The sequence below is a fragment of the Achromobacter deleyi genome (assembly GCF_016127315.1).
Classification (GTDB): domain Bacteria; phylum Pseudomonadota; class Gammaproteobacteria; order Burkholderiales; family Burkholderiaceae_B; genus Achromobacter; species Achromobacter insuavis_A.
In genome coordinates, this window is sequence record NZ_CP065997.1 from 4,659,341 (window position 1) to 4,683,544 (window position 24,204).

24 protein-coding genes are annotated in these 24,204 nt (G+C 66.9%); 14 read left to right on the forward strand and 10 right to left on the reverse strand.

Annotated elements, in window-relative coordinates:
• Nucleotides 1–184: 184 nt before the first annotated feature.
• Together I6I07_RS21170 and I6I07_RS21175 are read right to left on the reverse strand one after the other, a co-directional pair.
• Nucleotides 185–1,456: an IS256 family transposase gene (locus tag I6I07_RS21170; RefSeq protein WP_198487615.1), complete on the reverse strand. Its 1,272-nt coding sequence runs from the start codon at nt 1,454–1,456 to the stop codon at nt 185–187.
• A 59-nt stretch (nt 1,457–1,515) separates the two neighbouring features.
• Nucleotides 1,516–2,817 carry an HNH endonuclease gene (locus tag I6I07_RS21175; RefSeq protein WP_198483585.1) on the reverse strand — a complete coding sequence of 434 codons (1,302 nt, stop codon included), beginning with the start codon at nt 2,815–2,817 and terminating at the stop codon, nt 1,516–1,518.
• Between the two features lie 215 nt (nt 2,818–3,032).
• On the opposite strand from I6I07_RS21175, the gene I6I07_RS21180 reads away from it, so the two are divergent.
• Together I6I07_RS21180 and I6I07_RS21185 are read left to right on the forward strand one after the other, a co-directional pair.
• Nucleotides 3,033–3,380, forward strand: a complete 348-nt coding sequence (locus I6I07_RS21180; protein WP_198483586.1) for a DUF2958 domain-containing protein — start codon at nt 3,033–3,035, stop codon at nt 3,378–3,380.
• Between the two features lie 713 nt (nt 3,381–4,093).
• On the forward strand, nt 4,094–5,230 hold the full coding sequence (locus I6I07_RS21185) for a hypothetical protein (protein ID WP_232625674.1): 1,137 nt from the start codon (nt 4,094–4,096) through the stop codon (nt 5,228–5,230).
• Nucleotides 5,231–5,267: 37 nt separating this feature from the next.
• Here the strand turns inward: I6I07_RS21185 and I6I07_RS21190 are convergent, their stop codons facing one another.
• From I6I07_RS21190 to I6I07_RS21200, 3 genes are all read right to left on the reverse strand, one after another.
• Nucleotides 5,268–6,251, reverse strand: coding sequence for a zinc-dependent alcohol dehydrogenase family protein (locus tag I6I07_RS21190; RefSeq protein ID WP_198483587.1), 984 nt, complete (start codon nt 6,249–6,251; stop codon nt 5,268–5,270).
• Nucleotides 6,252–6,344: 93 nt separating this feature from the next.
• Complete coding sequence (locus I6I07_RS21195) at nt 6,345–6,647, reverse strand: ArsR/SmtB family transcription factor (RefSeq protein WP_198483588.1); 303 nt, start codon at nt 6,645–6,647, stop codon at nt 6,345–6,347.
• A 48-nt stretch (nt 6,648–6,695) separates the two neighbouring features.
• Nucleotides 6,696–7,592: a LysR family transcriptional regulator gene (locus tag I6I07_RS21200; protein ID WP_198483589.1), complete on the reverse strand. Its 897-nt coding sequence runs from the start codon at nt 7,590–7,592 to the stop codon at nt 6,696–6,698.
• A gap of 203 nt (nt 7,593–7,795) precedes the next feature.
• Between I6I07_RS21200 and I6I07_RS21205 the strand changes: the two genes are divergently transcribed.
• From I6I07_RS21205 to I6I07_RS21220, 4 genes are all read left to right on the forward strand, one after another.
• On the forward strand, nt 7,796–8,443 hold the full coding sequence (locus I6I07_RS21205) for a hydrolase (protein WP_198483590.1): 648 nt from the start codon (nt 7,796–7,798) through the stop codon (nt 8,441–8,443).
• A gap of 163 nt (nt 8,444–8,606) precedes the next feature.
• Nucleotides 8,607–9,200 carry a hypothetical protein gene (locus I6I07_RS21210; RefSeq protein WP_198483591.1) on the forward strand — a complete coding sequence of 198 codons (594 nt, stop codon included), beginning with the start codon at nt 8,607–8,609 and terminating at the stop codon, nt 9,198–9,200.
• Between the two features lie 2 nt (nt 9,201–9,202).
• A complete protein-coding gene (locus I6I07_RS21215; RefSeq protein ID WP_198483592.1) occupies nt 9,203–10,216 on the forward strand; it encodes a hypothetical protein in 1,014 nt (337 codons plus the stop codon).
• Nucleotides 10,217–10,270: 54 nt separating this feature from the next.
• A complete protein-coding gene (locus I6I07_RS21220; RefSeq protein WP_198483593.1) occupies nt 10,271–11,479 on the forward strand; it encodes a hypothetical protein in 1,209 nt (402 codons plus the stop codon).
• A 5-nt stretch (nt 11,480–11,484) separates the two neighbouring features.
• Here I6I07_RS21220 and I6I07_RS21225 read toward each other — a convergent pair whose 3' ends face one another.
• On the reverse strand, nt 11,485–12,393 hold the full coding sequence (locus tag I6I07_RS21225; protein ID WP_232625675.1) for an AraC family transcriptional regulator: 909 nt from the start codon (nt 12,391–12,393) through the stop codon (nt 11,485–11,487).
• Between the two features lie 199 nt (nt 12,394–12,592).
• On the opposite strand from I6I07_RS21225, the gene I6I07_RS21230 reads away from it, so the two are divergent.
• Nucleotides 12,593–13,447, forward strand: a complete 855-nt coding sequence (locus I6I07_RS21230; RefSeq protein WP_198483595.1) for an SDR family oxidoreductase — start codon at nt 12,593–12,595, stop codon at nt 13,445–13,447.
• 21 nt (nt 13,448–13,468) lie between these two features.
• On the opposite strand, the gene I6I07_RS21235 is transcribed toward I6I07_RS21230, so the two are convergent.
• A complete protein-coding gene (locus I6I07_RS21235; RefSeq protein ID WP_198483596.1) occupies nt 13,469–14,305 on the reverse strand; it encodes an SDR family oxidoreductase in 837 nt (278 codons plus the stop codon).
• A gap of 73 nt (nt 14,306–14,378) precedes the next feature.
• On the opposite strand from I6I07_RS21235, the gene I6I07_RS21240 reads away from it, so the two are divergent.
• Nucleotides 14,379–15,398, forward strand: coding sequence for an AraC family transcriptional regulator (locus tag I6I07_RS21240; protein ID WP_198483597.1), 1,020 nt, complete (start codon nt 14,379–14,381; stop codon nt 15,396–15,398).
• Here I6I07_RS21240 and I6I07_RS21245 read toward each other — a convergent pair.
• A complete protein-coding gene (locus tag I6I07_RS21245) occupies nt 15,345–15,782 on the reverse strand; it encodes an RrF2 family transcriptional regulator (RefSeq protein ID WP_198487617.1) in 438 nt (145 codons plus the stop codon). The genes I6I07_RS21240 and I6I07_RS21245 overlap by 54 nt on opposite strands.
• A gap of 87 nt (nt 15,783–15,869) precedes the next feature.
• Between I6I07_RS21245 and I6I07_RS21250 the strand changes: the two genes are divergently transcribed.
• On the forward strand, nt 15,870–16,844 hold the full coding sequence (locus I6I07_RS21250) for an alpha/beta fold hydrolase (RefSeq protein ID WP_198483598.1): 975 nt from the start codon (nt 15,870–15,872) through the stop codon (nt 16,842–16,844).
• Between the two features lie 67 nt (nt 16,845–16,911).
• Here I6I07_RS21250 and I6I07_RS21255 read toward each other — a convergent pair whose 3' ends face one another.
• The gene (locus tag I6I07_RS21255) at nt 16,912–17,745 is read right to left on the reverse strand and encodes an AraC family transcriptional regulator (protein WP_198483599.1); all 834 of its coding nucleotides are present in this window, start codon (nt 17,743–17,745) and stop codon (nt 16,912–16,914) included.
• A 133-nt stretch (nt 17,746–17,878) separates the two neighbouring features.
• Here I6I07_RS21255 and I6I07_RS21260 point away from each other — a divergent pair, with 133 nt between their 5' ends.
• The 3 genes from I6I07_RS21260 to I6I07_RS21270 are packed head-to-tail and all read left to right on the forward strand — an operon-like array spanning nt 17,879 to nt 20,114.
• Entirely contained in the window at nt 17,879–18,583 is a 705-nt protein-coding gene (locus I6I07_RS21260) for an O-methyltransferase (protein WP_198483600.1), read from the forward strand.
• A gap of 17 nt (nt 18,584–18,600) precedes the next feature.
• Nucleotides 18,601–19,317, forward strand: coding sequence for a siderophore-interacting protein (locus I6I07_RS21265; RefSeq protein WP_198483601.1), 717 nt, complete (start codon nt 18,601–18,603; stop codon nt 19,315–19,317).
• A 50-nt stretch (nt 19,318–19,367) separates the two neighbouring features.
• Nucleotides 19,368–20,114, forward strand: coding sequence for a BPL-N domain-containing protein (locus tag I6I07_RS21270; protein WP_198483602.1), 747 nt, complete (start codon nt 19,368–19,370; stop codon nt 20,112–20,114).
• 12 nt (nt 20,115–20,126) lie between these two features.
• On the opposite strand, the gene I6I07_RS21275 is transcribed toward I6I07_RS21270, so the two are convergent.
• The gene (locus tag I6I07_RS21275) at nt 20,127–21,665 is read right to left on the reverse strand and encodes an FAD-dependent monooxygenase (RefSeq protein ID WP_198483603.1); all 1,539 of its coding nucleotides are present in this window, start codon (nt 21,663–21,665) and stop codon (nt 20,127–20,129) included.
• 66 nt (nt 21,666–21,731) lie between these two features.
• Between I6I07_RS21275 and I6I07_RS21280 the strand changes: the two genes are divergently transcribed.
• Nucleotides 21,732–22,322 carry a TetR/AcrR family transcriptional regulator C-terminal domain-containing protein gene (locus I6I07_RS21280; RefSeq protein WP_198483604.1) on the forward strand — a complete coding sequence of 197 codons (591 nt, stop codon included), beginning with the start codon at nt 21,732–21,734 and terminating at the stop codon, nt 22,320–22,322.
• Nucleotides 22,323–22,584: 262 nt separating this feature from the next.
• Nucleotides 22,585–24,099: an FAD-dependent monooxygenase gene (locus I6I07_RS21285; protein WP_198483605.1), complete on the forward strand. Its 1,515-nt coding sequence runs from the start codon at nt 22,585–22,587 to the stop codon at nt 24,097–24,099.
• Nucleotides 24,100–24,204 lie beyond the last annotated feature (105 nt).

Consider the following 24,204-nt stretch of genomic DNA (forward strand, 5'->3'; position numbering starts at 1 on the left):
AACCTTAAACGCACGATTTTGACGGTAGACGGCGACGGTATGGAATTTGTCGATCACAGAAAATCCCTTAAATCATAGGGACTTACGAGGCCCGTTGATGACAGAGTGGGAGTGATTCCGCTTCGCTTTGCGAACAGTAAATGAGCCTGTCCGTATTTTTGTGGGCGAGGCGTTTTAAAAGTTGTTATCCCCGCACCGCGGTAAAGCGCTCGCCGAACAGGATAGCAAACTGGTTCATGGCGACTTTCCAGTCGAAGGTCGCCCTGACAGACTTGGCCAGCACGTTGCGTAGCGCCAGCCATAGAAGCTTGATGGCGGCCTCATCCGTTGGGAAGTGGCCTCGCGTCTTGATGATCTTGCGCAACTGCATGTTCAAACTTTCTATGGCGTTTGTGGTGTAAATCACGCGCCTGATGTCCGGCGGGAAGACGAAGAACGGGGTGACGTTCTCCCACGCCCGCTGCCAGGCCGCGACGATCGTTGGGTACTTGATCCCCCAGGGCCCGTGGGCGAACGCCTGGAGCGCCTGCTCGGCCGCTTGTGCGCTGGCGGCAGCGTAGATCGGGCGCAAGGCGGCGGCCACGGCCTTGCGATCCTTCCAGCCGGCGTAATCCAGGCTGTTGCGGATCAGATGCACGATGCAGGTCTGCACCGTCGTGCGCGGGAAGGCCGTGCCGATGGCGTCGGCCAGGCCCTTCAAGCCGTCGACCACGGCGATCAGGATGTCCTGGCACCCTCGGGTCTTCAGTTCATTGAAGACCTTGAGCCAGAACTTGGCCCCCTCGGTCTGCTCGACCCACAGGCCCAGCACGTCGCGCTGGCCGTCGGCCTGCACGCCCAGCGCCAGGTACACCGCCTTGTTGCTGACCCCGCCGTCGTCGCGGATCTTGACCCGCAGCGCGTCAAAGAACACCACCGGGTACATCGCCTCCAAGGGCCGGTTCTGCCAGGCGATGGTCTCGGCCATGACTTCGTCGGTGACCGAGCTGATGAAGTCCGGTGAGACCTCGGTGCCGTAGCTCTCAGCCAGGAACGCCTGGATCTCGCGCACGCTCATGCCTCGGGCGTACATGGCGATGATCCGGTCATCGAACCCGGTGAAGCGCCGCTCGTGCTTGGGGATCAGGATCGGGGCAAAGGAGCCGTCCCGCTCGCGGGGCAGCTCCACGCGCACCGGACCATGATCGGTCAGCACCGTCTTGCCGCTGGCGCCGTTGCGCTCGTTGGCCTGGCCTTCGGGCTTGTCTTGGCCGGGTCGATATCCCAGATGCAAGTTCATCTCCGCGGCCATCGTACGCTCGATCACCGCCTTCTGGAACGACAGGAACAGGTCTTGAACCTCGCTGGGCGTCATCGGTCCCTTGACCAGATGATCCAGCAACTCGGCCGGCACTTCAGGCAGCGGCCCACGGGCCGCTGCCTGAGCGGCTGCTGTGCGTTTCTTCTTCATCGGCATATCCATGATCTTTAGTCCTCATGATATGCCCCGCACACAAAATTGCGGATAGGCCCAGATTAATCGGTTGTCTCCGGCGTGCCTTTATCTTCATTGAAGCTTAGATTCAACTCGGACTCCCAAGCTCCGCCATGTTCGACGACCGCCAGTTTTCGTGCAAAGGTTCCAATGACAGTCGCTCTGCGTGATTCGTCTTCTCCCGCAGCCAGAAGCTCTGTCTCCATTTCTTCGACAATCTGCTGTACGCGAGTGTCATGTGCTTCGGTACTCCATTGGCTAAGTGCGCTATTAAATGCTTGGCTGACACTTTGCGTAATTTTTGTATGCTCAGACGAAAAAGAGCTAGGCGATTTTGCGTTATAAGTCTGTGGAGCACTAAAATTCACGATGAAGCGAGAGAGCGTTGTGCTGCGCGGATTTACTGCCAGACCCCGGGCGGGCAGTCCGGTTCTTGATCCGAGCACTACGGAAAATTTCCAGTAGCCAAATATGGTCACATACGCTACGGATACGTCTCCTACATCGGCGACACTTAATGAGTGCTCGAATCCAGACGGCTGTGCATCTGGTGTCTTGAGATGTGGCTCAAGCTTGAGAATGCTGGGCCATTCGTTCGTAAAATCCCATCCAGCGAAATTGTTGATTGGTGGAGTCCCCGTGCGGATAGCACTGCGAAGATCACTCGAAATGAATGCTCTGGCCTGCTCGTTTCCGTAAAGAACAACAAATCCAACTACGGCCGTTTTTGCTACGCATCGCCATACCTTTGGTCCATCAAATGATGGACGGAAATGCACTTGTGGAACTTTCTGCTGCACTCGTGTCGCAGCACCAACTTTGGCGGAAAGCCCTCGCTTGGAAAGAATATCGAGCATCCGCTTTGCGTCGGCCTCATCGCGTGCGGAGAGTTGATGCTCAGAGTTCAGGGTGATCTGCCCTGGTATCCGGCCAGGTCGCATTATCGGGACGAACCCGGGCGCCAAATCGAATTCTGCGCCGTTCTGCATCGTGCCTGCTTTGAGGAGCGTTGGTGGAGGTGCTTTTCTTCCAGACCAAATCTTCAAGCCGTTTCGGATTTCTTTAAAGCTTTCGGCTAGTGCATCGTCGATCTTGCCCGTTTCATCTGAAGCAAACGCGTTGTTGCACGCTTGGCATGTTGCTCGATATGTGCTGATTCGTCCGCCAAGTGCAGAAAGAAATACGTGTTCTTCACTACCTGGGGCCAGCTCCGTATCGCAAAACAAACATTTTTCCATCGCCGCTCCGTTGTGACGCGGCTTTCTCCATTTCCGAAGAGATGTGCAAGCCGCCTTGATTATTGAGATAAGGCTTTTGGGGAATATTAGGCTGAAAACAATCATTTATGGGCCCGTCGCTCCGTTTGCCTGTCCGTGCCTTCGTTGAAAGAGCAGGGCTGGTCTTGCCGTTTCCTTCACCGTACCACGGCGTTCTCGCCGTCAAGGGCTACGCGTGCTCGCACGCTTGCGGCCGTAGCCGGCTACGCCCCCCGACGGCTTGCGCTGCGCCGTGCTGGCGACGGTTCCGGGCAATTCCGCCCGTGCAACCGGAGATCGCCATGAGCGCACTCATCACCGACGAACAACGCTACCTGCTGCTGGCCAACGGCCGCGAATCACTCCAGAACCCGGACTTTGATCCGGCACCCGTGGTCAAGCTGTTCACGCCGGACGCCGGCGCGACCTGGCTGCTGACCGAGATCGACCCGGACGATCACGACCACGCTTTCGGCTTGTGTGACCTGGGCCAGGGAGAACCCGAACTCGGCTGGGTCAGTTTGCAGGAGTTGGCGACTGTCCGGGGAAAGCTCGGCCTGCCGATCGAGCGCGACTTGCACTTCCGCGCGGAGAAACGCTTGAGTGCCTACGCGCGTGATGCGCGGCGGGCTGGGCAAATCGTCGTCTGACTTCGCAAGCGCGTCGTCCTTCGGGCGACGCGCTTTTTTCTGCTGCGCCGGCATGGCATCCCGAAACCGCAAAGGCTGCTTGCTCACCATCGAAGACCACGGGGCAACTTCATAACTGCATGGGCGTCCCCGGCCAAGCAGCATGGCCGGTCGCGCTGTCGTGCTTCGCATCGAGCCTCGCTGCACGAGTCTCGCTCCTGACGGGCTTCCATCGTTCCCTCGCTCCGCTCGGCTGACGTCTCCGGCCCGGATTCCTCGATCCCGGCCTGCGCGCTTCGCTTGCGTGCGGTCGGCGCACGGGGATGTCCGGCACTAGCTGTATTCGCCTAGCAACTAGGCGTCCTGCTATTTGAACTGGATACCTTTGATAGCCAGCATGGGTGAAAGCAGGCACGTGAACGTGACTGCGGCAAGGTCCGGTCCTGACGATTTGTAGAAAGTCGTGCACTCTACCGCGATGTCGTACCGTTTCGCGGCATTTACATCAGTTAATGACTCGGTACAGAACGCAAGAGTCATCGGTCGGAACGGCCCGCCCCTTGCGGTACGATCTCCGCTCCTACCGCGTCCCCCTTTTGCGACACTACCTTTCGAGCGATCACGGGCGCTGCCAAAAGCAGCTGTCGTTCCTTCGAAGGCCAACGCTTTGTCGTTCAACAGCAAGCCTGGTATCCATCCCCACGCTGAACAAATCACGAAAACGGAGAAACCGAATGCACGTAAAGGCTCTTGCACTGTGTTTGATGGCAGGCTTCGCCACTTCCGCCGCAGCCCAAGACAGCACCCAAACCCTGCAACAAGCCTTGAAGCAGATTCCCCAGGTCGTCCTCTCCGCGCCGGCGGCGATGCAGGTGTTTTTCCTGGACGTGCAAGCCTGGCGATCGCTGGAAAAAGCCGGCCCTTCCGCGGACGGCATGCGCCGCCTGTCCATTGCGCAACCGATCCGTCCGCTCGAATCCATCGGGTTTGGCCTGGAGCAGTGGTCGGCCAACGCCAGGGTCCCGTTCGACGAGGTCTCCTATTTCGCCGGATTTGGCCAGGCGCCCTCGAACATCAGCTATTGGGGATTGAAGGACAAGAAGGCCGTCGGGACATTGGTTGCCAGCCTGAAGCAGGGCGATTTCGCCGCGGTCGACGGCGATGCGCCGGGCCTCATCGCCAATGATGGCGAAGGCAAGATGAACATGCAGAAGGCCAATCAGAAGGATCCCTGGCGCGGCATGATGGGCAAGGCCAGCTTTGTGCTGCCGCTCGATACCGCGTTGATCCAGGCGTCTTCGGCAACGGGCATGAAGATACTGGCCCAGCCTGCGCCGTCGGTGGCGGATAGCGAAGTCGTGGCCGCCTCGCTTGCCGGCCTGAAGGAGGGCGTGCCCGCGGACCGAGGGCGGATCGTGCAGGCCGCGGTCATCTCTCCTGTCATGGGTCTGGCCGCCGTGGATCCCGCGAAGGTGCTGTTGTCGACCAATGGCGATATGGATATCGCGAAGCAGAATCTCAAGGCCGCCGTCGAGGCGAATGGCCGGGGTATTCCGCCGTATTTCTCGGGGATCCTGGCCGATGCCCAGATCAATAACCTGCCCGCGGTCGTGATTTCCCTGGCGTATGCCGATTGCGCCACGGCCAAGCAGGCCGTCGACGGGATCCGCGCCGCGTGGAAGGAAAGCATGACTGGCGTGAAGGATGCCAAGGTCGCCGGCACGACGGCCCAGGCCGGCAAGCTGTGCGCCGCAGTGGTGAGAGTGACTGCGCCGACGGCGGAGAATGCTGGCAATCCGGTGCTGGCCGAGGTGATGAATCGCTATATGCGGCGCGAGTTCACCGTGCTGCAGATTGGCACGGCGCGCTGATCGGACCCCGCATGGGGGAGCGCGCCGTTCGTCGCGATCAGGAGGTCGCGGCGTTCGCCAATTCCCCCACCGCAATCGCGATCTTCCCCCGCAGCCCATTGTTCGCGCTCTCCAGCCGCGCATGCGCCGCCGGAATATCGGCAAGCGAATACACCGCGCCCACATGCGGCCGCAGTTGACCGCGCTCCACCAACGCGCTCAGCTCATCCAGCTTGCCGCGATTCTGCCGCGTGAACACGAAGTGGAAGCTGGCGTTCTTGCCCCACGCCTGGATCAGGTTCTGCGGCTGGGCGATATCGACAATCGAGACCACGCGTCCCAGTTGCGCCAGCACGTCGGGGCTGCGCGACAGCGTGTTGCCGCCGATGGTGTCGAACACCACGTCGACGCCGCGCCCGCCAGTCTCGCGCAGGATCGCGTCGACGTAGTCTTCCTTTTCGTAGTCGATGGTGACGTCGGCGCCCAGGTCGCGCACGAATTCGGCATTGTCGTCGCGCACGGTCGTGAAGACCCGGGCGCCGATGGCCTTGGCGAGCTGGATCGCCACATGGCCGACGCCGCCGGCGCCGCCATGCACCAGGATGCTTTCGCCGACGCGCAGTCCGGCGCGCACGACCAGGGCTTCCCAGGCGGTGCCGCCGACCAGCGTCAGGCTGGCCGCTTCCAGATGGCTCAGCGAGGCGGGCTTCTTGCCGACGATGCTTTCGGCGGCGACGTGGTATTCGGCGTAGCTGCCGGGGCCGTCGAAGATCTGCGGGGTGTACCAGACCTCATCGCCGGGGGCGAAGGCGGTCACGCCCGGCCCGACGGCTTCGACCACGCCGGAGACGTCGTGGCCGGTGATGGCGGGCAGGGGCGCCAGGTCGGGGTAGTCGCCGCGGCGGACCTGGTAGTCGAGCGGGTTGATGGAGGTGGCGTGGACGCGGACCAGGACCTGGCCCGGTTGCGGCACGGGCTTGGGCACGTCGCGCAGTTCAAAGGATTCAGGGCCGCCGAAGGCGGTGAGTACGATGGCTTTCATGGGAGGATTCCTCATTTCGATAAAACGGGATATCGGGAAATTTCGATATCAAGGGGCAAAAAAAATGGAGCGGCAGGGCAAAGCCACAACACCCTACAGCTCTTTCCCGATGATCTCGGCCAGGGCGCTGATGGTGGCTTCGTTGCGCTTGTAATACGTCCACGAGCCGATGCGCGTGGCTTCGACCAGGCCGGCGCGTTGCAGCGTGGCGAGGTAGTCGGACACCGTGGACTGCGACAGCCCGACGCCTTCCTGGATGCTGCTGACGCAGACGCCGACCGTATTCACATCCCCCTCGTCCTGCGGCGGGAAGCTGTTGGCGGGGGCCTTCAAACCCTTCAGGATTTCAAGGCGCGTGCGATTCGAGAGGGCTTTGAAGACGTCGAGCAGGTCCATGGGAAGGTATGATATCGGAAATTCGCGATATGTCAATGCCTCGCTTTTTCAAGACCCGGGCGCGCTCACCGGAAGGTGCCGCCCCTCGAAACACTCGATCAGCAATTCGGTCAGCGCCCGCACTTTGCGCGGCGGATGCTGGCCCGGCGGGCGGATGACGTAGATCCCCGCGGGCGGGGGCGGGTGGCGCGTCATCACCGCCACCAGCGCGCCGGAGGCGATGTAGTCATCGACCAGGTAGTCGGGCAGCACCGCGACGCCCAGCCCGGCGGCCGCGGCGACGGCGAGGGCGACGCCGCTGTCGGCCTTGAAGCGGCCCTGCGGGCGGACGCTGATGACCTTGTCGCCATCCTGCAGCTGCCAGGCTTCCGTGCCTTGCATGACGGCCTGGTGGGCGGCCAGTTCCTCGGGCGTCTGCGGAGCGCCGTGCGTTTTGATGTAGTCCGGGCTGGCCACGAACTTGCCCAGCAGCGGGCCCACCCGCCGGGCGATCAGGTTCGAGTCCTGCAGGTTGCCGACCCGGATCGCGCAGTCGAAGCCCTCGGCGATGAGGTCGACGAAACGATCGCTGTAGGCAGTGTGGATCTGCAGTTGCGGATGGCGCCGCGCCAGTTCGGCGAGCACCGGCGCGACGTGGGCCGGGCCGAAGGACAAGGGCGCGGCCACGCGCAGGCGGCCGCAGAGTTCGCCGGTGGGCAGGATCGTTTCGCGGGCGGTCTCGATTTCGGCGCAGGCTCTGGCGGCATGGTCGCGGAACGTGGCGCCGGCCTCGGTGAGCGCCGCGCCGCGGGTGTTGCGCGCGAGCAGCTGGACGCCCAGTTCGGCTTCGAGCCGGGCGAGCCGGCGGCTGACGATCGACTTGGACACGCCCAGCCGCAGCGCGGCCGGCGAGATGCCGCCGGTATCGGCCACTTCCACGAAGGTCTGTAGGTCCTGGATGTCCATTGCGCGTTCCCTGTTGCCCGGCTGCCGAGCCTTGAATGGTACCCGGCGCCGGTGTTGCGGATTACGCGACACAGCTCGTCGCGGGACGGCACTACCGCGCGGGATGCCCGGCCAAGACAATGAAAGCCCGGGGAATCGTCGCCGCGGGCGCCGGCTTCCCTGAAACCCCCATCCCGTTCGCAACGGCAACAGAGGAAATGTGCATGACTTTTCGCAATGGCCTTGATTCGCTTCTCCGTCCCGAAGATTCCGTGCTCGTGCTGATCGATCATCAGCCGTACCAGCTCACCAATCTGAACAGCCACGATCCGCAGACGGTCGTCAACAATTCCACGGCGTTGGCCAAGTCCGCCAAGGCCTTCGGCGTTCCCACCATCCTGACCAGCGTGATCGCGGATCGTGGCGGCTTCATCTTTCCGCAGATCACCGACGTGTTCCCCGGCCAGGAGGTGATCGACCGGACCTTCATCAACACCTGGGAGGACCGCAAGGTGGTCGACGCGGTCAAGGCCACGGGCCGCAAGCAGTTGATCATCGCGGGGCTGTGGACCGAGATCTGCGTGGCGATGCCGGTGATCCAGGCCCTGGGCGAGGGCTGGGACGTGACGGTCGTGACCGACGCCTGCGGCGGGGTCTCGGTCGAGGCGCACGAGGTGGCGATCCAGCGCATGATCGCCGCCGGCGCCAACATGATGACGTGGCTGGCCGTGGCGGCCGAATGGCAACGCGACTGGGCGCGGACCGAGCATGCCGGGGAATTGACCGACATCCTGAAGCAGCATGCCGCGGGCAGCGGTATCGCGTATCTGTGGGAGCAGCAGCTGCTGAACACGCCCGCGCCGGGTCGCTGACAGCGGCCGGGGCATTCCATGCCTGCGGGGGCGGCGGCGCTTGCGCCGCGCGGCCCCCGGGCGAAGGGATATGCTGGCATCATCCGGGAAGAGTTGAACTAGACTACGTCGGCGTCCACCGACGCCGCGATGACTCCCGTTGATCCCATAACCGCCCTTTGAGATGCCCCATTCCTTCTCCCGAGTCGCCCTTCTCGCCGCCGGCCTGCTCCTGACCGCCGTCAGCCACGCCCAATCGCCGCAGGTCGGCGCCTGGCGCAAGGTCTCCGATTCCCAGCTCGATAAGCAATTCCATTTCTCGATGCTGCCCGCCGCGGCGCCGGTGGCGAGCAAGTGGGCGGCCTTCGACGTCAAGGCCGGCAAGGTGGTGTGCTGCCTGGTGGTGCAGGGCGAAGCGGTCACCGAGGCCGAGCTGGAAAGCGCCTACGACATTCCCGGCCCGTGGATCACCGACCTGACCAACGGCTGGAACCTCGACGCCGCGCCGTACCGGCCGCGCGTGCAGCTGCTGCGCGTCGAAGGGGCGCTGGCCGGGCACGAATTCGGCGGCGGCGCGGATGCGCGGGGCGGCTTGCTGGTCCCGGCCGATACGCGCGCGGTGGCGCGGGATGCGCTGGAGATTGGCGGCCAGCGCTACAGCGTGACGCGCCAGGACGCCTCGCTGGCCGATGACGATGGCGGCCTGACCACCTATAGCCTGCGCCCGGCCGCGGGCGGCGCGGCATTGAAGGTGGAAGTGCCGTTCGCGACGTATTGAGCATGGGCGAGACCCTGCGGATCGAAGAGGCCCCGCTGACCGGCGACGACATCGCGCTGCTGCGCCGATGCAGCCGCGGCAAGACCTTGGCGCTGATAGCCTGCCTGTTCATCTTTCTGCTGCTGGTCAGCATGACGCTGCTGGTCGCCGTGCTGGCCGTGTCCGAATGGCGCTCGCTGCGCGGCGCCGATGGCGTGATGCTGCTGCTGGTGGTCGTCGGCGCGGGGGTGGGCGTGGCGTTCTTCGGGCGGCGGCTGCTGCGGGTGCCGCGCGCCTGGCGCAGCGTCGCGCGCGCGCTCAAGGGGCGCGCGCCCAAGCAGATCGTGTCGGGTCACCTGACCGGTTTCGGGCCGGGCGAGCGGCCGGGCATCACTTATGTGTTCGGCGACCAGCGCGTGGATGTGGCGCTGCCGTTCTGGAACGAGGTCACCAGCGATACCCGCAGCGGCGCCCGGCCGGCCGACGCCGTGGCGTTGACGGATCTGCCGGTGCGGCTGCACGTGTTGCCGTTGTTGCCGGATGCGCCGGGCCTGTTGCTGCGGGTGGATTACCCGATGAGCGGGCAGGCCTGGACGTCGCTCGAGGAGATCAGCGACGCCGATCGCGAGAGCGTGAGACGCGAAGAGCGGGGCGTGCGCAAGTTCTTCCTGCTGGCGGCGCTGGCGCCGCTGGCGGTCAGCCTGTTCGTGCCGCCGGTGATCCTGCTGGCGGCGGTCCTGGCGCTGATGGGGCTGGTGCTGGGCATGCGCAGTCCGCGCCTGAAGCGCGCGCGTCACAAGCAGGGCGTGCGCGGGGTGGTGGAAGAGGTCGTGACGTATCGCCTGCGCACGCCGAACTCGCTCACGGTATCGCTGGCCCACAATTACCGCGTGGGCGGCGTGATGTATCGGGTCGACCATCTCGGGCCCGCCGCGCTGCCGGGGCAGCGCGTGGAATTCGAATACGTGGACGCTGGCGCGCTGGGGCAACGGGAGCTGTCCTTCCGGATCGAAGACCAGCCCGCCATGACGTTGTGACCGCGCGCCTGGCCGGCAGGCGCGATGAATCTTGATGACGACAGGGAGTGAGGCGTGTCCGAACCAATCGATGTGTCCGGCGAACCCGCGGGCTCGGTGAGCCGCGATGGCCGTTTCCGGCTGGGCCTGACCGGGCCGGACAGCCACGTGCTGGTCAGGGAGGCCGGGCGCGGGGACGTGATCCTCGGGCCTGCCGGCATGGACCGGAAGGCGGATCTGCGCGTGGCGCCTGATGACGCGATTCATTGGCCGGCGTTCGATCCGTTCGCCACGCCGGCCGGCTCGCCCTGGCCGCGCCACCTCTACTATCACGGCAATGACAGCGGCTTTCTGGGCTGGTCCGAACGACGCCGCATCGAACAGTTCACCTGGGCGCCGGCGTTTGCCGATGCGCGCCGCATCGACGCCCGCGCGGCCGATATCCAGACGCTGCAGATCCGGCTCGATGCGGTGGCGGGGCCTCTGGACATCACGGTGCCCGGCGGCATGCGCCTGGGCCTGCTGGGCGATCTTTCCCGGATCGCCGTGACGGGGGCGGCGCCGGACATGCTGTCGCTGCATCCCGCGTTGGGCCGGCGCGCCAGCCAGGCGCCCTATGTGGTGCCCGACCTGGGCATGCTGCGCACGGTGACGACGCTGGCGCTGTACGGCGAGCCGTTGGCGCAGCCGATATCGTTGCAGGGGATCGAGCGCTTTGCCGTGTTGGAACAGCTGTCGCTGTGGGGCGGCTTTGCCGACTGGGACGCGCTGGCCCGCCTGCCGCGCCTGAAGAGCCTGGAGATCCGCTTCGCGCCGGATCTGGCGGGCCTGCCGGCGCTGGATAGCTGGCCGTTGCTGGAGCGCTTCATCGGCTTCAACGTCGAGGACGGCGCGGGCAAGCGGCTGAAGGCGCAACTGAAGGCGCGGGAAAAGGTCCGCGCGTGGGCGGACTACACCTCGGTCAGCAAGCTGCGCAAGCCGGAGTGGTGGCAAAGCGAATATGGGCGGCCGTTTTCGGGGTGGAGCGGCCGCATGGCGAAGTCGGCCAACGCGGCTTATGACATCGCCCTCGATGCCTTGCAAGGGGCCCGCGACGCGGATGCGGCGCAGTCGGCCATCCAGGCGTTCGCCGGTCATTTCAACGACATGAAGGGCATTGAGACCGCCGAGCGCGAAGACATCGGCGAGGCCGTGTGGCAATTCAGCCAGCTCGCGCGGGTGGTCGAGCTGGGCGTGACGGAGGCGCAGGCGTTGCGTTGGTTCGATGCGGTTCGGGACTATTGACGGCGTCAATGCGTGGCCGCCAGCCCCTCCAGCCGCGCGGCCGGCAATAGCGAAAACACGGTCTTCATCTCGCGCGCTTCCTCGCCGGGGCTGCGTCCGAACAGGCGCTTGAACTCGCGGTTGAACTGCGACGCGCTTTCATAGCCGACGCGCCCGGCGGCCGCGGCGGCGGTGAGGTTGTCGCGGATCATCAGCAGGCGGGCCTGGTGCAGCCGGATGGACTTGATGTACTGGATCGGCGAGGTGCCCGCCACGGTCTTGAAGTGGGCGTGGAAGGCGGGGGCGCTCAGGCCCGCTTCGCGCGCCAGGGTGGCGACCTCCATGGGCTGCGCATAGTCGTCGTGGATGCGTTGCAGCACCCGCGAGATGCGGCCGAAATTGCCCTGGCTGGCCAGCGCCGCGCGGATCGCGCCGCCCTGTTCGCCAACCAGCACGCGAAAGCACAATTCCCGCACGATGCCCGGGCCGATGATGCGGGCCTCGACGGGCGAGGCCAGCGCCCGCAGCAGCCGCAGTGTGGTGTCCGCCAGCGTGTCATCCAGCGGCGTGGAGGTGATGCCTTCCGGCGCCGGCGGCGCCTGCCCGTCGCGGCCGTCCAGCGAGAGGACCAGGTCGGCGATCGTGGTCGGGTCGAGCCGGATCTGTATGGCCAGCAGCGGCTCCTCGGGCGAGGCGTCGGTTTCGGTGGAGAACGGCAGCGGCACCGACAGCACCAGGTAATGGCGGGCGTCGTAGCGGTACACCTTGTCGCCCAGGTAGCCGCGCTTGCTGCCCTGGCAGACGATGACGATGCAGGGTTCGTACAGCACCGGGGTGCGTCCCAGCGGATGGTCGGCGCGCATGAAGCGCACGCCGTCGAGTTGGGAGCGGGTGTAGCCCTGGTGCGGCGCGAGCTGGTCGAGCAGGGCGGACATCGTGTCTCGGGCGGGCAGCGGCGCCGTCATGGTGGAATGCCTCGGGTAAGAGTCTTGGGCATCATTTTGCACCGAATCCGCGATAAATAAAGGGTGGGGAATAGGAATGGGCAATCATCCCATAGCCCTGTGCCTATCCTGCCGGGGCCGCCGCGCCTAGCATTTGATCCTGTAATCCAACCCCTCAGGAGAGCAGGAAATGCAAACGATCCAAACCAACAAGACCTGGTTCATCACCGGCGCGGCGCGCGGCATCGGGCTGTCGCTGGCCCGCCAGTTGCTGGCCCGTGGCGACTACGTGGCCGCCACCTCGCGCACGCTGGCCAGCCTGCACCAGGCGCTGGGCGAAGACCATCCGCGCCTCTTGGCGCTGGAAGTGGACCTGGTGTCCGAGGCCAGCGTCCAGGCCGCCATCGGCAAGACCCTCGCCGCCTTCGGCCGCATCGACTACGTGGTCAACAATGCCGGCTACGGCCAGCAGGGCCCGATGGAGGCGCTGGACGACGACGAGGTGCGCCGCAACTTCGATGTCAACGTGTTCGCGCCGCTGCATGTGCTGCGCCATGCGCTGCCGCATCTGCGCAGGCAGGGCAGCGGCCATGTCTTCAACGTCGCCTCGATCGCCGGCTTCACCGGCGGCTACGCGGGCTGGGGCTGCTACGTGGCGACCAAGTTCGCGCTGGCCGGGCTGACCGAGACCCTGGCGGCGGAGACCGCCGAATTCGGCATCAAGGCCACCGCGGTGTACCCGGGACCGGTGCGCACGGATTTCCTGAACGACAACAGCCTGGTCATCGCGCGCCGCAAGATCGCCGACTACACCGCGGCCCAGGCCTCGCTGGACCTGCACCGCGAAGGCATGAACGGCCGGCAGGACGGCGATCCCGAGAAGCTGGCCCTGCTGATCCAGGAGGTCGCGGCCCTGGACGCGCCGCCGCTGCATCTGTTCGTGGGCAAGATCGCCAATGACCTGGCCGAGCAGAAGCTGGAGACGGTGCGGGGGGATTTCGATGCGTGGCGTCAGCGGGCGGGGGTGGGAACGGACTTTGCCTGAACGGCGACGCGCCTGCCAACGTCAGCGCGCCGGCCGGTGTTGCAGGCGGAACATTGACTGCATGCCGGCCAGGAATTCGGCGTCGCTACTGTGCCAGCGCGCGTTCGCCAGATGCTCGCTGTCGGGACCGGCCGGAAACCGCAGTTGTTCGCTCTCGTCCGTTGCCGCGGCGTGGATGGCCGCGGCAACCTGTTCGGGCGTCGTCACGGCAACGCCGGGCGCGCCCAGTTGCGCGAACAGTTGGGCGGCATACGCCTCATAAGGGGCGGTCACCAGCCCGTTCATGCGCGGCATGCCGTTCGCCGTGAACGCGGTACCGGGGCCGTAGCCGGGTTCGACCAGGCGCACGCGCACCCCTACGGCATGCAGTTCGTAGTACAGCGCCTCGGTGAAGCCTTCGATGGCCCACTTGCTGGCTGCGTAGGGGGCCACCAGTGGCATGCCTGCGAAACAGACGCTGGACGTGACATTGATGATCGTGCCCTGGCCTCGTTCGCGCATCAGCGGGATGACGGCCTGGCTCGTACGCATGACGCCGAAGGTATTGGTTTCGAAGACCTCGCGTATGGTCGCCAGGGGCGTGGTTTCCAGCGGCGAGAGCAAACCGATGCCCGCGTTGTTGACCAGGACGTCGATCTGGCCGAATGCCTCCAGCCCCTGGGTGATGGCCTGGTCGATGCTGTCCGCGTCGGTGACGTCCATGCGCACGACGCGCACGGCCCCCGGTCCGGCGGAACGGAACAGGTCCGGATCCGGGCGGCGCATGGTCGCGATGACGTTCCATCCCTGCGCGGCGAAATAGTCGGCGGTGGCTTTGCCGTAGCCCGACGAGCAGCCGGTGATCAATGCGGTTTTCATAGTCGCTCCTTGTTCGATAGGGGCATCGTAGAGCGGTTGACCAAGACGATAAATAGCGAATAGTCTATGACTCATGCGAGATCGTCTTGATTCAGACCCGCTGGGCGCCGTCGTGGCCTTGCTGCGTCCGCGAACCGTTCTGTCCAAGTTCGTTAGTGGCGCGGGGCGATGGGCCGTGCAATATCCCGACTTCGGGCATCCCAGTTTTGGCTTGATGCTGACCGGCGCGTGCTGGCTGCACGTCGACGGCGGCGAGCCATTCCTGTTCGAGGCGGGAGACTATCTGCTGTTGCCTTCCACCCCGGGCTTCCGGATGGGCAGTGACCCGGAGGCGTTGGAGACGCCGACGATACGCGTGGCCACGACCGAGCCCGTGGCGGCGGTGCGTCACGGCGAGCCGCGCGACGAGGCTGCCGTCAGGATGTTGGGCGGTTTCTTCATGTTCGATGCCGCGAATGCGCCGCTGCTGTTGGAACGGTTGCCGAGGGTGGTGCATATCAAATCGGGCGATCGCGGCGCGGAGCGGTTGCGCTGGATGGCGGGCGTGATTGGCGAGGAAAGCGCCAACCCGCGGCCTGGCGGCGATGCGATCCTCACCCGCCTTGCCGAAATCATGCTGATCGAGGCGTTGCGCTGGCATCCGTCGCCAGCGGACGGCGGGGCGACGCCTGGCGGCCTGTTGGCCGGGCTGGCGAATCCGCGCATGGCAGCCGCGCTGCGCCTGATCCATGGCGATGTCGCGCACCGCTGGACCATCGAGGAACTGGCGGGCCGGATCGGCATGTCGCGCGCGGCATTCGCGGCCCGTTTCATGCAAGTCCTGGGCGTTCCGCCAATGGAGTATGTGCTGCGCTGGCGCATGGCGCTGGCCAAGGACATGTTGCGCCATGACGGCTTGTCCCTGGGAGAGGTCGCGCATGCAATCGGCTATCAGTCCGCGAGCGCCTTCAGTGCGGCGTTCAGCCGCTCGGTGGGGCTATCGCCGAGCGTGTTTGCAAGAATGGATGCGGCCGGGGACGAGCCGTCGTCTCGCCCCGTGTCACCGCGGTCGCCCGCGCGTCGCCGGCGCCCTGATTTCCCCCGCGATCTCTGACAGCGGAACCTCCCCGAACGCCGTCATCAGCGCCGCCTCCGCCGTCGCCAGCGCGGCGTTGATGCGCCGGTTCACCGCCGCCTCCACTGGGCAGGCGTCATTGTCCTGCGCGGGGCCGACGGCGAACAGGGACGTGTGCGCGATGGCTTCGCACACGTCCCGCACCGTCAGGGTCTCCAGGTCGCGGGCCAGCGCCCACCCGCCGCCCGGGCCGCCGGTGGAGGTGACGAAGCCCGCGTCGCGCAGCGCGCCCATGGTGCGGCGCACGACCACGGGATTGGTGTGCAGCATCAGCGCGATGGTCTGCGACGTGGTCGTGCCGCCGCGCAGGTGCATGTGGATCAGGACGTGCAGCAGGCGGGCGAGGCGGGTGTCTCGTTGCATGGATTCGGGGCCGTGGAAATGTGCAACTTTTAATGTTACTCTTTTGGCGAACATTTGTGCCATTCCACGCCTTTATCGAGAGCCGACATGCCCGCAGCCCGCCAACGCTTCATCGAGACCAACGGTATCCGCCTCCAGGTGAGGGAACAGGGCGAGGGGCCGTTGGTCATCCTCTGCCACGGCTTTCCCGAGACTTCGCATGCCTGGCGTCATCAGCTCGATGCGCTGGGACAGGCGGGGTTTCACGCGGTCGCGCCGGATCTGCGCGGCTACGGCGACAGCGACTGTCCGCCGGACATCGCGCACTATTCGGCGCTCGACGTGATCGGCGACCTGGTCGGGCTGGCGGACGCGCTGGGCCAGCGCCAGGCGGTGCTGGTCGGCAACGACTGGGGCGCGTCGATCGCCTGGCAGGCGGCGCAACTGCGGCCGGATCGGTTCCGGGCCGTGGCGGCGTTCGGCTTGCCGATGATGGGACGCGCGCCGATGGCGCCGAGCCGGCTGTTCCCGCAGAACGAACAGGCGTGGTTCTACACGCATTACTTCTGCGAGCCGGGTTTGGCCGAACAGGAATTCGAGCGGGACATCGCGCTGACGCTGCGCAAGATCTACTACGGCGCCTCGGGCGCCCTGGGCCCGCGCGAGGCCGCGACGCCCAATCCCTTCGGCATGGTGCCGCGGGCGGGCGGGCTGCTGGATGCGTTGCCCGATCCGGCCGTGTTGCCGGCGTGGCTGGCCGCCGCGGACCTGGCGCAATTCGCGCGCGCCTTCGGCGTATCGGGTTTTCGTGGCGGCTTGAACTACTACCGCAACCTGGATCGCAATTGGCGGGACCAGGCCGCCTTCGCCGGCCTGCGCGTCGAGGTGCCGGCGTTGTATCTGGCGGGCGAATACGACACGGGACTGGCCATGCCCGGCATGCGCCAGATCATCGAGGCCATGCCGGCCATCATGCCCGGCCTGCGCGGTTCGCAGGTGATCGCCGGCGCGGGGCACTGGTTGCCGCAAGAGGCGCCGGACGCGGTCAACGCGGCCTTGATCGGCTTTCTTCGGGCGCTGTGAGGGACGGGGGAACGTCTTTCGGCAAGGATGAGGCCGTGCGGCCAAGGAAGGCCGCGCGGATTCGGACTCAGCCGGCTGCCTGCCGTTCCGTCATGTAGCGCCCCGGCGACGTCCCCAGCGCCTTGCGAAACATGGTGACGAAGCCGCCGGCGCTTTCATAGCCCAGTTCATCGGCCACCTGCTGCACCGAGGCGCCGGTGCCGAGCCACTTCACCGCCAGCATCAGGTGCAGTTGCTGGCGCCAGCGGCCGAAGCTCATGCCGGTCTGCTGCGTCAGCAGGCGCGCCAGGGTGCGTTCGCTCAGGCCCACGCGCCGCGCCCAGCTCTGCATGGTGCCGCGGTCGGCGGGATGGTCCATGATGGCCTGCGCGATCTTGCGCAGGCGGGGATCGGACGGCATGGGCAGGTGCAGGGTGCCAAGCGGCGCCGACGCCAGTTCGTGCAGCAGCAGCGAGACCAGGTGCATGGCGGGGCCGTCTTCGGGATACAGCAGCGGCAGCTGGGCCGAGCGGATCACCAGTTCGCGCAGCAGCGCGGTGGTCGACACCGCGCAGCAGGTGGCGGGCAGGTCGGTCGCGACCGCGGGATCGACGAAGGCGACGTAGACCTCGATGGTGCCGGCGGCGGTGATCTTGTGCAGCACGTCGCCGGGGACCCACAGCGCGCTCTGCGGCGGCACCAGCCACAGGGCGCCTTCGAGCTCGCAGGTGAGCACGCCGCGCAGCAGCAGCATCAGTTGCGCCTTGCGATGGCGGTGGAAGTCCTTTTCGAGCCGGTCCAGTCCGTGCAGGTCCAGGCTGGCCACGTCGATGCCGGTGGTGCCCATGGTGACGACGGGGCGCGGCACCAGGTCGGGCTCGATCCATTCCGGGGGGTCGGCGAGGTCAGTGAGGACGGGCATGGCGGTGATCGCGCGGATTGGCAGGAATTCGGAATTTGTTGGCGTAGTTTACCAATGCTGCCAGATCCAAGGCTTCCTACCATGGCGGCACGGCGGCGCGATTTGCCACCGTTCATTGCCAAAGGAAGCAATCATGGATTCACTGAGCAGCGGGCGCGTCGCCCAAACCCTGCAACGCCTGTTGGCCGAGGCGGAGATCGCCGACAAGGGCCTGATGGACCAGTTCGAAGGCGGCATTGCCGCCATTTCCGAGCAGGCCTATGCCGACATCATCGCCGACATGGTGGCCGAGGAAAGGCGCGATCTGCGTGGGGTGTATCGCGGCTATGTCGGCAATTTCCTCAACGTCGCGCCGCGATACGGCCGCTTCCTCTACCAGTGCGCGCGGGCGCGGCGGGCCACGCGCATCGTCGAGTTCGGCACGTCGATGGGCATCTCCACGATCTACCTGGCCGCGGCGTTGCGCGACATGGGCGGCGGGCAGGTGATCGGCACCGAACTGGAGCCGGAAAAAGCGGCACGGGCCCGCGCCAACCTGGAGGCCGCCGGCCTGGCGGACCTGGTGGATATCCGCGTTGGCGATGCCCGCGAGACGCTGGCGCACCTGGATGGCGAGATCGACCTGGTGCTGCTGGACGGCGCCTTCAGCCTCTACCTGCCAGTGCTCAAGCTGCTCGAGCCGCACTTGCGCGGCGGCACGCCGATCCTGGCGGAGAATGCCTGGGAACACGGCAACGACTACCTCGATTACGTGCGCGATCCGGCCAACGGTTATCTGTCCCAGCCGCTGCCGGTCACCGAGGGCCGCGGCAACGAATTCACGATCGCGACGCGATGAACGGGGAGCGCACGCAGATGATGAATCCCCCCCAAGGCCGGATGAGCCGCGCCTTCACCCGGCTGTTCATGAAGCCGACGCGCATCATGGCGGCCGAAACCCTGGCGGGCGGCATGCGCCTGCTGACGCTGCAAAGCCCGGCGTTCCGCGAGGCGCGCTGGGTGCCGGGGCAGAAAGTGCAGATCGCGATGGGATCGGCCTTTGTGGCCAGGACCTATACGCCGATCGACTGGGACGCGGCGCGGGGGCGCACCCGCATCGTGACGTATTCGCATGGCGGCGGCCCGGGCAGCGCCTGGGCCGAACGCGCCGAGCCGGGAGAGGAATGCGATGTGCTCGGTCCGCGCGCATCGCTCAACCTCGGACGCATCGAGGGGGGCTGCGTGTTGCTGGGCGACGAGACCTCGGTGGGCGTGGCCTGCGCCCTTGGCCATGGCGCCAGCGATGGCATGCATTGCCTGCTCGAGGTCCATGCGGTGGCCGCGGTCCGTGATGTGCTGGCGCGGCTCGGGCGGGATGACGTCGAGCTGTTCGGCCGCCAGGCCGGCGACGCGCATCTCGACGAGATCGAGCGGCGCCTGCCGACGCTGGCGGCGGCGGGCGCGACCTTCATCCTGACGGGCCGGGCCTCGACCATCCAGCGCCAGCGGCGGGCGTTGAAGGCGCTGGGCGTGGCCTCGGGACGCATCATGGCCAAGGCTTACTGGGCGCCGGGCAAGACGGGGCTGGACTGACGCGGCGGCGTCACCGGACTTGCCTATACTTTGCTTTTTGGCGGTTCGATATGGCGTTGTTGCGTTTCCTGCTGCTGACCTTGGCGCTGTCGTTGGCCGCGCCCGCCGCGGCGCTTGCCGGCACGGCGGACAAGCCCGTGCGCGTCGCCGTGTATCGCGGGCCGGCCTCCTGCGACCACTGCGCGACGGCGGCGCGGCGCGCGATCGAGAAGACCGACGCGCGTTATCAGGTCGACTTTGTCGGCCCCGATGAGCCGATCGACATCTCCGACGCCAGCCTGGCGCGCTACGACGTGTATGTGCAGCCGGGCGGCGGGCAGGACATCCCGGCGGCGCTGGACAGCCTGGGCCAGGCGCGGGTGGACGCGATCCGGCGCTTTGTCGCGCGCGGCGGGCGCTATCTCGGGTTGTGCATGGGCGCCTATCTGGCCGACGCGTCCAACCTGGGCCTGATCGCGCAGGACCTGGATTCGGAAGTTGGACGTCCCGGCTTTCCGGTCAAGACCATCGAGGACGCGGCCGTCGCCGTGCGCTGGGCGGGGACGCCAGACAGTGTCTTCTTCCAGGATGGCCCCTATCTGCGGCCGCAACCCGGCGATGCGCGCTTTCACGCCATCGCCAGCTACGAGAACGGCGACCTGGCCGCGGCCCGTTATTCGTTCGAGCGTGGTCTGGTAGTGCTGAGCGGCCCGCATCCGGAAGCCGCGAAATCCTGGTTCGTGGACGCGGGCATCCCGTTGGACGAGATGCCCGAGCGCGACCTGTTCAAGGACCTGCTGGACCAGCTCGACCTGTAGGGCCGCTGCGTGTCAGGCGCCGTCATCCGAGCGGCGCAGCACGAAGCCGTCGGGGCGCACCAGCACCGTACCGGTGTCCGCCAGGCCCGTCAGGCCACGCCAATCGTCATCGACGAACACGAAGTCGCGGCCCGCGGCCAGCACGCGGGGCGTGGCCGGATCGAGGCTGGCGCCGTTCGAAGCCGCCACCGGGGCCGCCGGACCCGCCAGCAGGACGAAGCTGTCGCCGAACAGGTCGAGCGTGGAGAGCCGTTCGGCGCCGCGCAGGATCCAGGCGTGCGGGAAACGCGTCCCGGTCTGGGCCCGCAGCATATCGACAGCGGCCGGCGGTTCCGCATGCGCCGGTGCGCCGGCTTGCGGATAGCGGTGCCGCAGGATCAGGGCGGCCGGGTCGATCAGGTCGGGGAAGAGGTCTCGATTGCGATCGGTCTGGATGCCGAAGCGGGCGTCGAAATCGGTGCGCAGCAGCGCCTGGCGGCCATTGCGCAACGCCAGCGGACGCCGCTCGGCGTCATAGCTGTCCAGCAGCGTCGGCGCGGCTTCGCCGCGGGCGACGGCGGCGAGTTTCCAGGCCAGGTTGTGGGCGTCGGCAATGCCGGTGGTGGCGTTGAAGCCGCCCCAGGGCGGCATCAGGTGGGCCGCATCGCCGCACAGGAAGGCGCGTCCCGAGCGGTAGGCGTTGGCGACGGATACGCCGGTGTTCCAGGCGCCATGCTGCAGGATCCGGACCTCGAGATCGTCCAGCCCGATCGCCGCGCGCACCAATCCCGGCAGGGCGCCGTCGGCGGGTGGGCCCCGGGCCGGATCGTATTCCAGGTGGAACGACCATCTGTCGGTGTTGTTCATCGCCAGGAACAGGCCGCGCACCGTGTCGTTGGCGATTTCGCATTGGCTGAAGGTGCGGCCTTCGACGACGCGGGCCAGGTCGGCCGCGAAGAAGATGTTGACCAGATGCTGGGGCGCGGGCGTTTCGGTCCGGCCGATGCCCAGTTGCCGGCGGATGGCGCTGCGGCCGCCGTCGGCGCCGATCAGCCAGTTCGCCTCGATCGCCGATTCATGGCCGTCCGGGCCGCGCACGCGGGCGCCGACGCTGGCGCCAGAAGCGTCGAACGCCACCAGTTCATGGCCAAAGCGCACGTCGCCGCCACGCGCTTGCAGGGCCTGGCGCAGCACGGGTTCGATCCAGGTCTGCGGGCAGGCGACGAAGCCGGTGGGCGAGGCGCCGGCCGCGGCCATTTTCGCGCGCATGGCTGGGATGTCGATGATGGCCTGCGCATCCACCAGGGTGGCGCCGCGGCGCGCGCCGCCGAACGCGCCTTGCTTCCAGGCGCCGTCGGCCGCCGCGCGCACGGCGTCCTCCAGGCCGACCTGGCGGAACAGTTCCATGGTGCGGGTGTGGATGCCGCGGGCGCGGGGCAGGGGCGAGACGCCCTGTTGCTTTTCGACGAGGATGAACGGCACGCCCAGCCGTTGCAGGAACAGGCCGGCGCTGAGGCCGACCAGCCCGCCGCCCACGATCAGGACGGCGGTGCGCGAGGGGGAAGCACGCATGGAACACCTTTCTTGGGTAAAATCTATCACTGATAATTTAATCTATCACTGCTAGATAAATCAACCATGGCGAAAATCCGCAGGGAACAGGTGGTGGAGGTGGCGCTAGATCTGCTGGACGAGGTGGGCCTGGATGGCCTCTCGACCCGGCGGCTGGCGCAGCAGCTGGGGGTCGAGTCGGCGACGCTCTACTGGCACTTCCGCGACAAGTCGGTGCTGCTGGGCGAGATGGCGTCGGCCGTGCTGGCGCGGCATCACACGCTGGCGGTGCCTGCCGACGCACTGCAGTGGCCCGCCTGGTTCGCCGACAACATGCGCAGCTTGCGCCGCGCCTTGCTGGCCTATCGGGATGGCGCGCGCCTGCACGCTGGCACGGTGCCGGGGCCGGGCGATCGGGCGGGCATCGAGCGCAAGGTCGCCTACCTGGTCGGCGCCGGCTTCACCCGGGAGCAGGCGGGCATGGCCTTGTTCGCCGCCGGGCAGTACACGCTGGGCTGCGTGCTCGAGGAACAGGCGCGCAGCGTGGTCACGGCGGGCGAGGGCGAGGTGACCGATGCGGGCGCGCCGGCCGGCGCCCTGGATGCCGAGGCGGCCTTCGAATTCGGACTCGGCGTGATCGTCGACGGCCTGCGCGGCCGGTTGGGCGCTGCCGGCTAAGGCGCGGCCGGCTAAGGCGCTGCCGGCTAAGGCACGGCCGGCCCGGTCGCGTTTGTGCGACCCCCGCCGTCAGTGCTACATTCGCCCCGTCGAAAAAGGCAGGCTTGGTTCGGGTAGGCCCAAGCCCTTCCGCTTGCGGAAGTTCTTATCCTTGCTTCTTTGCAATGAGATACCTCGACGTTCCCGGCGCTTTGGCGTCTCGGGTTCGTCCGAGTGTGTTCGTTGTTCGACGGCTCCGGCGAATCCTGTTCGGAGCAATCCCATGATTCATGATGTGTTGATCGCTGGCGCCGGTCCGGTGGGCCTGTGGCTTGCCTGCGAGCTGCGCCTGGCGGGCGTCGGCGTGCTTGTGCTGGAGCAGGCGCAGGACCCGGATTCGCCGTTGAAGCACGCGCCGTTCGGCCTGCGCGGGCTGTCGGTGCCCACGGTGGAAGCGCTGTACCGGCGCGGCCTGCTGGACGCCGTCGCGCAGGCGGCGGGGCCAGGCCCCGCGCCGGGTCGGCAGGGCGGTCATTTCGCTGGCATCGCCTTCGATCCCGCCGACGTCGATCGCGCGCGCTGGCCCTATCGGCTGCCCAACCCGGCCGATGCCACGTTGCCGGTCACCATGGCCTCGCTGGAAACCGTGTTGGCGGCGCGCGCCCGCAGCCTCGGCGCGGGGATCCTGCGCGGCCGGCGGGTCCATGACCTGGTGCAATCGGACGAAGGCGTCAGCGTGCAAGCGGGCGGCGAGACGTTCCGCGGCCGCTGGCTGGTCGGCTGCGACGGCGGCCGCAGCCAGGTGCGCAAGCTCGCGGGCATGGCGTTCGAGGGCACCGAGCCCGAGTTCACCGGTTATTCGATCCAGGTCGACATCGCCGAGGCGGACGGGCTGGGCCCCGGCCGTCACTACACGCCCGCGGGGATGTATTTCCAATCCCGGCCCGGCACCATCGCGATGGCCTGGTTCGATGGCGGCGCCAGCCATCGGACGCGGCCGCTCACGCTCGAGCACGTGCAGGCGGTGCTGCGCCAGGTCTCCGGCACCGGCGTGACGTTGCGGGCGCTGCATCAGGTCGCGACCTGGACGGATCGCGCGCGCCAGGCGCCGTCCTACCGGCAGGGTCGCGTACTGTTGGCCGGAGACGCCGCGCACGTGCATTCGCCGCTGGGCGGCCAGGGCCTCAATCTGGGCCTGGGCGACGCGATGAACCTGGGCTGGAAACTGGCCGCCACGATTCGCGGCGATGCGCCGGCTGGGTTGCTCGACAGCTATACGATCGAACGGCATCCGCTGGGCGCGCAGGGGCTGGCGTGGTCGCGCGCGCAGGTCGCCTTGATGCGGCCGGAGCCGGCGTCGCGCGCGCTCGCGGCGATCATGCGCGACCTGCTCGCCACCCGCGATGGCGCGACCCATTTCGCCGAACGCCTGTGGGGCGTGACGCAACGCTGCGCGCTCGACGGGCATCCGCTGGCCGGCCGCAGCGCGCCGGACTTCTCCTGGCCCGACGGCACGCGGCTCGGCGCGCGCATGCATGACGGCGCGGGATGGCTGCTGGATTTCACGGCAAGCGCAACGTTGCGGGCGACGGCCGCGCGCTGGCGCGGCCGGATTCGCTATGTGGCGGGCGCACCCACGGAATCGCTGGGCTTGCGCGCGGTGCTGGTGCGGCCCGATGGCGTGGTGGCCTGGGCGGCAGAAGATGAGTCCGATTTCGTCGAGCTGGCCGCGTGCGCTGGACGATGGTTCGGCAGGCCCGACGACGCATCATCGCGCGGTGACGACGATACGCAGTGATGCAACGCGGGGCGCGTGGGCCCTGCGCCGCGGCCTGGCGGCCTGGTTGACAACGCTCGGCGAGGCCAGATAATCGAGACCGGTTTTCATTATTCGTTGTAGGTT

Coding starts and splice junctions, on each gene's coding strand:
- I6I07_RS21170 (WP_198487615.1), bottom strand. CDS start 1,456: ATGCCGATGAAGAAGAAACGCACAGCAGCCGCTCAGGCAGCGGCCCGT.
- I6I07_RS21175 (WP_198483585.1), bottom strand. CDS start 2,817: ATGATTGTTTTCAGCCTAATATTCCCCAAAAGCCTTATCTCAATAATC.
- I6I07_RS21180 (WP_198483586.1), top strand. CDS start 3,033: ATGAGCGCACTCATCACCGACGAACAACGCTACCTGCTGCTGGCCAAC.
- I6I07_RS21185 (WP_232625674.1), top strand. CDS start 4,094: ATGCACGTAAAGGCTCTTGCACTGTGTTTGATGGCAGGCTTCGCCACT.
- I6I07_RS21190 (WP_198483587.1), bottom strand. CDS start 6,251: ATGAAAGCCATCGTACTCACCGCCTTCGGCGGCCCTGAATCCTTTGAA.
- I6I07_RS21195 (WP_198483588.1), bottom strand. CDS start 6,647: ATGGACCTGCTCGACGTCTTCAAAGCCCTCTCGAATCGCACGCGCCTT.
- I6I07_RS21200 (WP_198483589.1), bottom strand. CDS start 7,592: ATGGACATCCAGGACCTACAGACCTTCGTGGAAGTGGCCGATACCGGC.
- I6I07_RS21205 (WP_198483590.1), top strand. CDS start 7,796: ATGACTTTTCGCAATGGCCTTGATTCGCTTCTCCGTCCCGAAGATTCC.
- I6I07_RS21210 (WP_198483591.1), top strand. CDS start 8,607: ATGCCCCATTCCTTCTCCCGAGTCGCCCTTCTCGCCGCCGGCCTGCTC.
- I6I07_RS21215 (WP_198483592.1), top strand. CDS start 9,203: ATGGGCGAGACCCTGCGGATCGAAGAGGCCCCGCTGACCGGCGACGAC.
- I6I07_RS21225 (WP_232625675.1), bottom strand. CDS start 12,393: ATGTCCGCCCTGCTCGACCAGCTCGCGCCGCACCAGGGCTACACCCGC.
- I6I07_RS21230 (WP_198483595.1), top strand. CDS start 12,593: ATGCAAACGATCCAAACCAACAAGACCTGGTTCATCACCGGCGCGGCG.
- I6I07_RS21235 (WP_198483596.1), bottom strand. CDS start 14,305: ATGAAAACCGCATTGATCACCGGCTGCTCGTCGGGCTACGGCAAAGCC.
- I6I07_RS21240 (WP_198483597.1), top strand. CDS start 14,379: ATGCGAGATCGTCTTGATTCAGACCCGCTGGGCGCCGTCGTGGCCTTG.
- I6I07_RS21245 (WP_198487617.1), bottom strand. CDS start 15,782: ATGCAACGAGACACCCGCCTCGCCCGCCTGCTGCACGTCCTGATCCAC.
- I6I07_RS21250 (WP_198483598.1), top strand. CDS start 15,870: ATGCCCGCAGCCCGCCAACGCTTCATCGAGACCAACGGTATCCGCCTC.
- I6I07_RS21255 (WP_198483599.1), bottom strand. CDS start 17,745: ATGCCCGTCCTCACTGACCTCGCCGACCCCCCGGAATGGATCGAGCCC.
- I6I07_RS21260 (WP_198483600.1), top strand. CDS start 17,879: ATGGATTCACTGAGCAGCGGGCGCGTCGCCCAAACCCTGCAACGCCTG.
- I6I07_RS21265 (WP_198483601.1), top strand. CDS start 18,601: ATGATGAATCCCCCCCAAGGCCGGATGAGCCGCGCCTTCACCCGGCTG.
- I6I07_RS21270 (WP_198483602.1), top strand. CDS start 19,368: ATGGCGTTGTTGCGTTTCCTGCTGCTGACCTTGGCGCTGTCGTTGGCC.
- I6I07_RS21275 (WP_198483603.1), bottom strand. CDS start 21,665: ATGCGTGCTTCCCCCTCGCGCACCGCCGTCCTGATCGTGGGCGGCGGG.
- I6I07_RS21280 (WP_198483604.1), top strand. CDS start 21,732: ATGGCGAAAATCCGCAGGGAACAGGTGGTGGAGGTGGCGCTAGATCTG.
- I6I07_RS21285 (WP_198483605.1), top strand. CDS start 22,585: ATGATTCATGATGTGTTGATCGCTGGCGCCGGTCCGGTGGGCCTGTGG.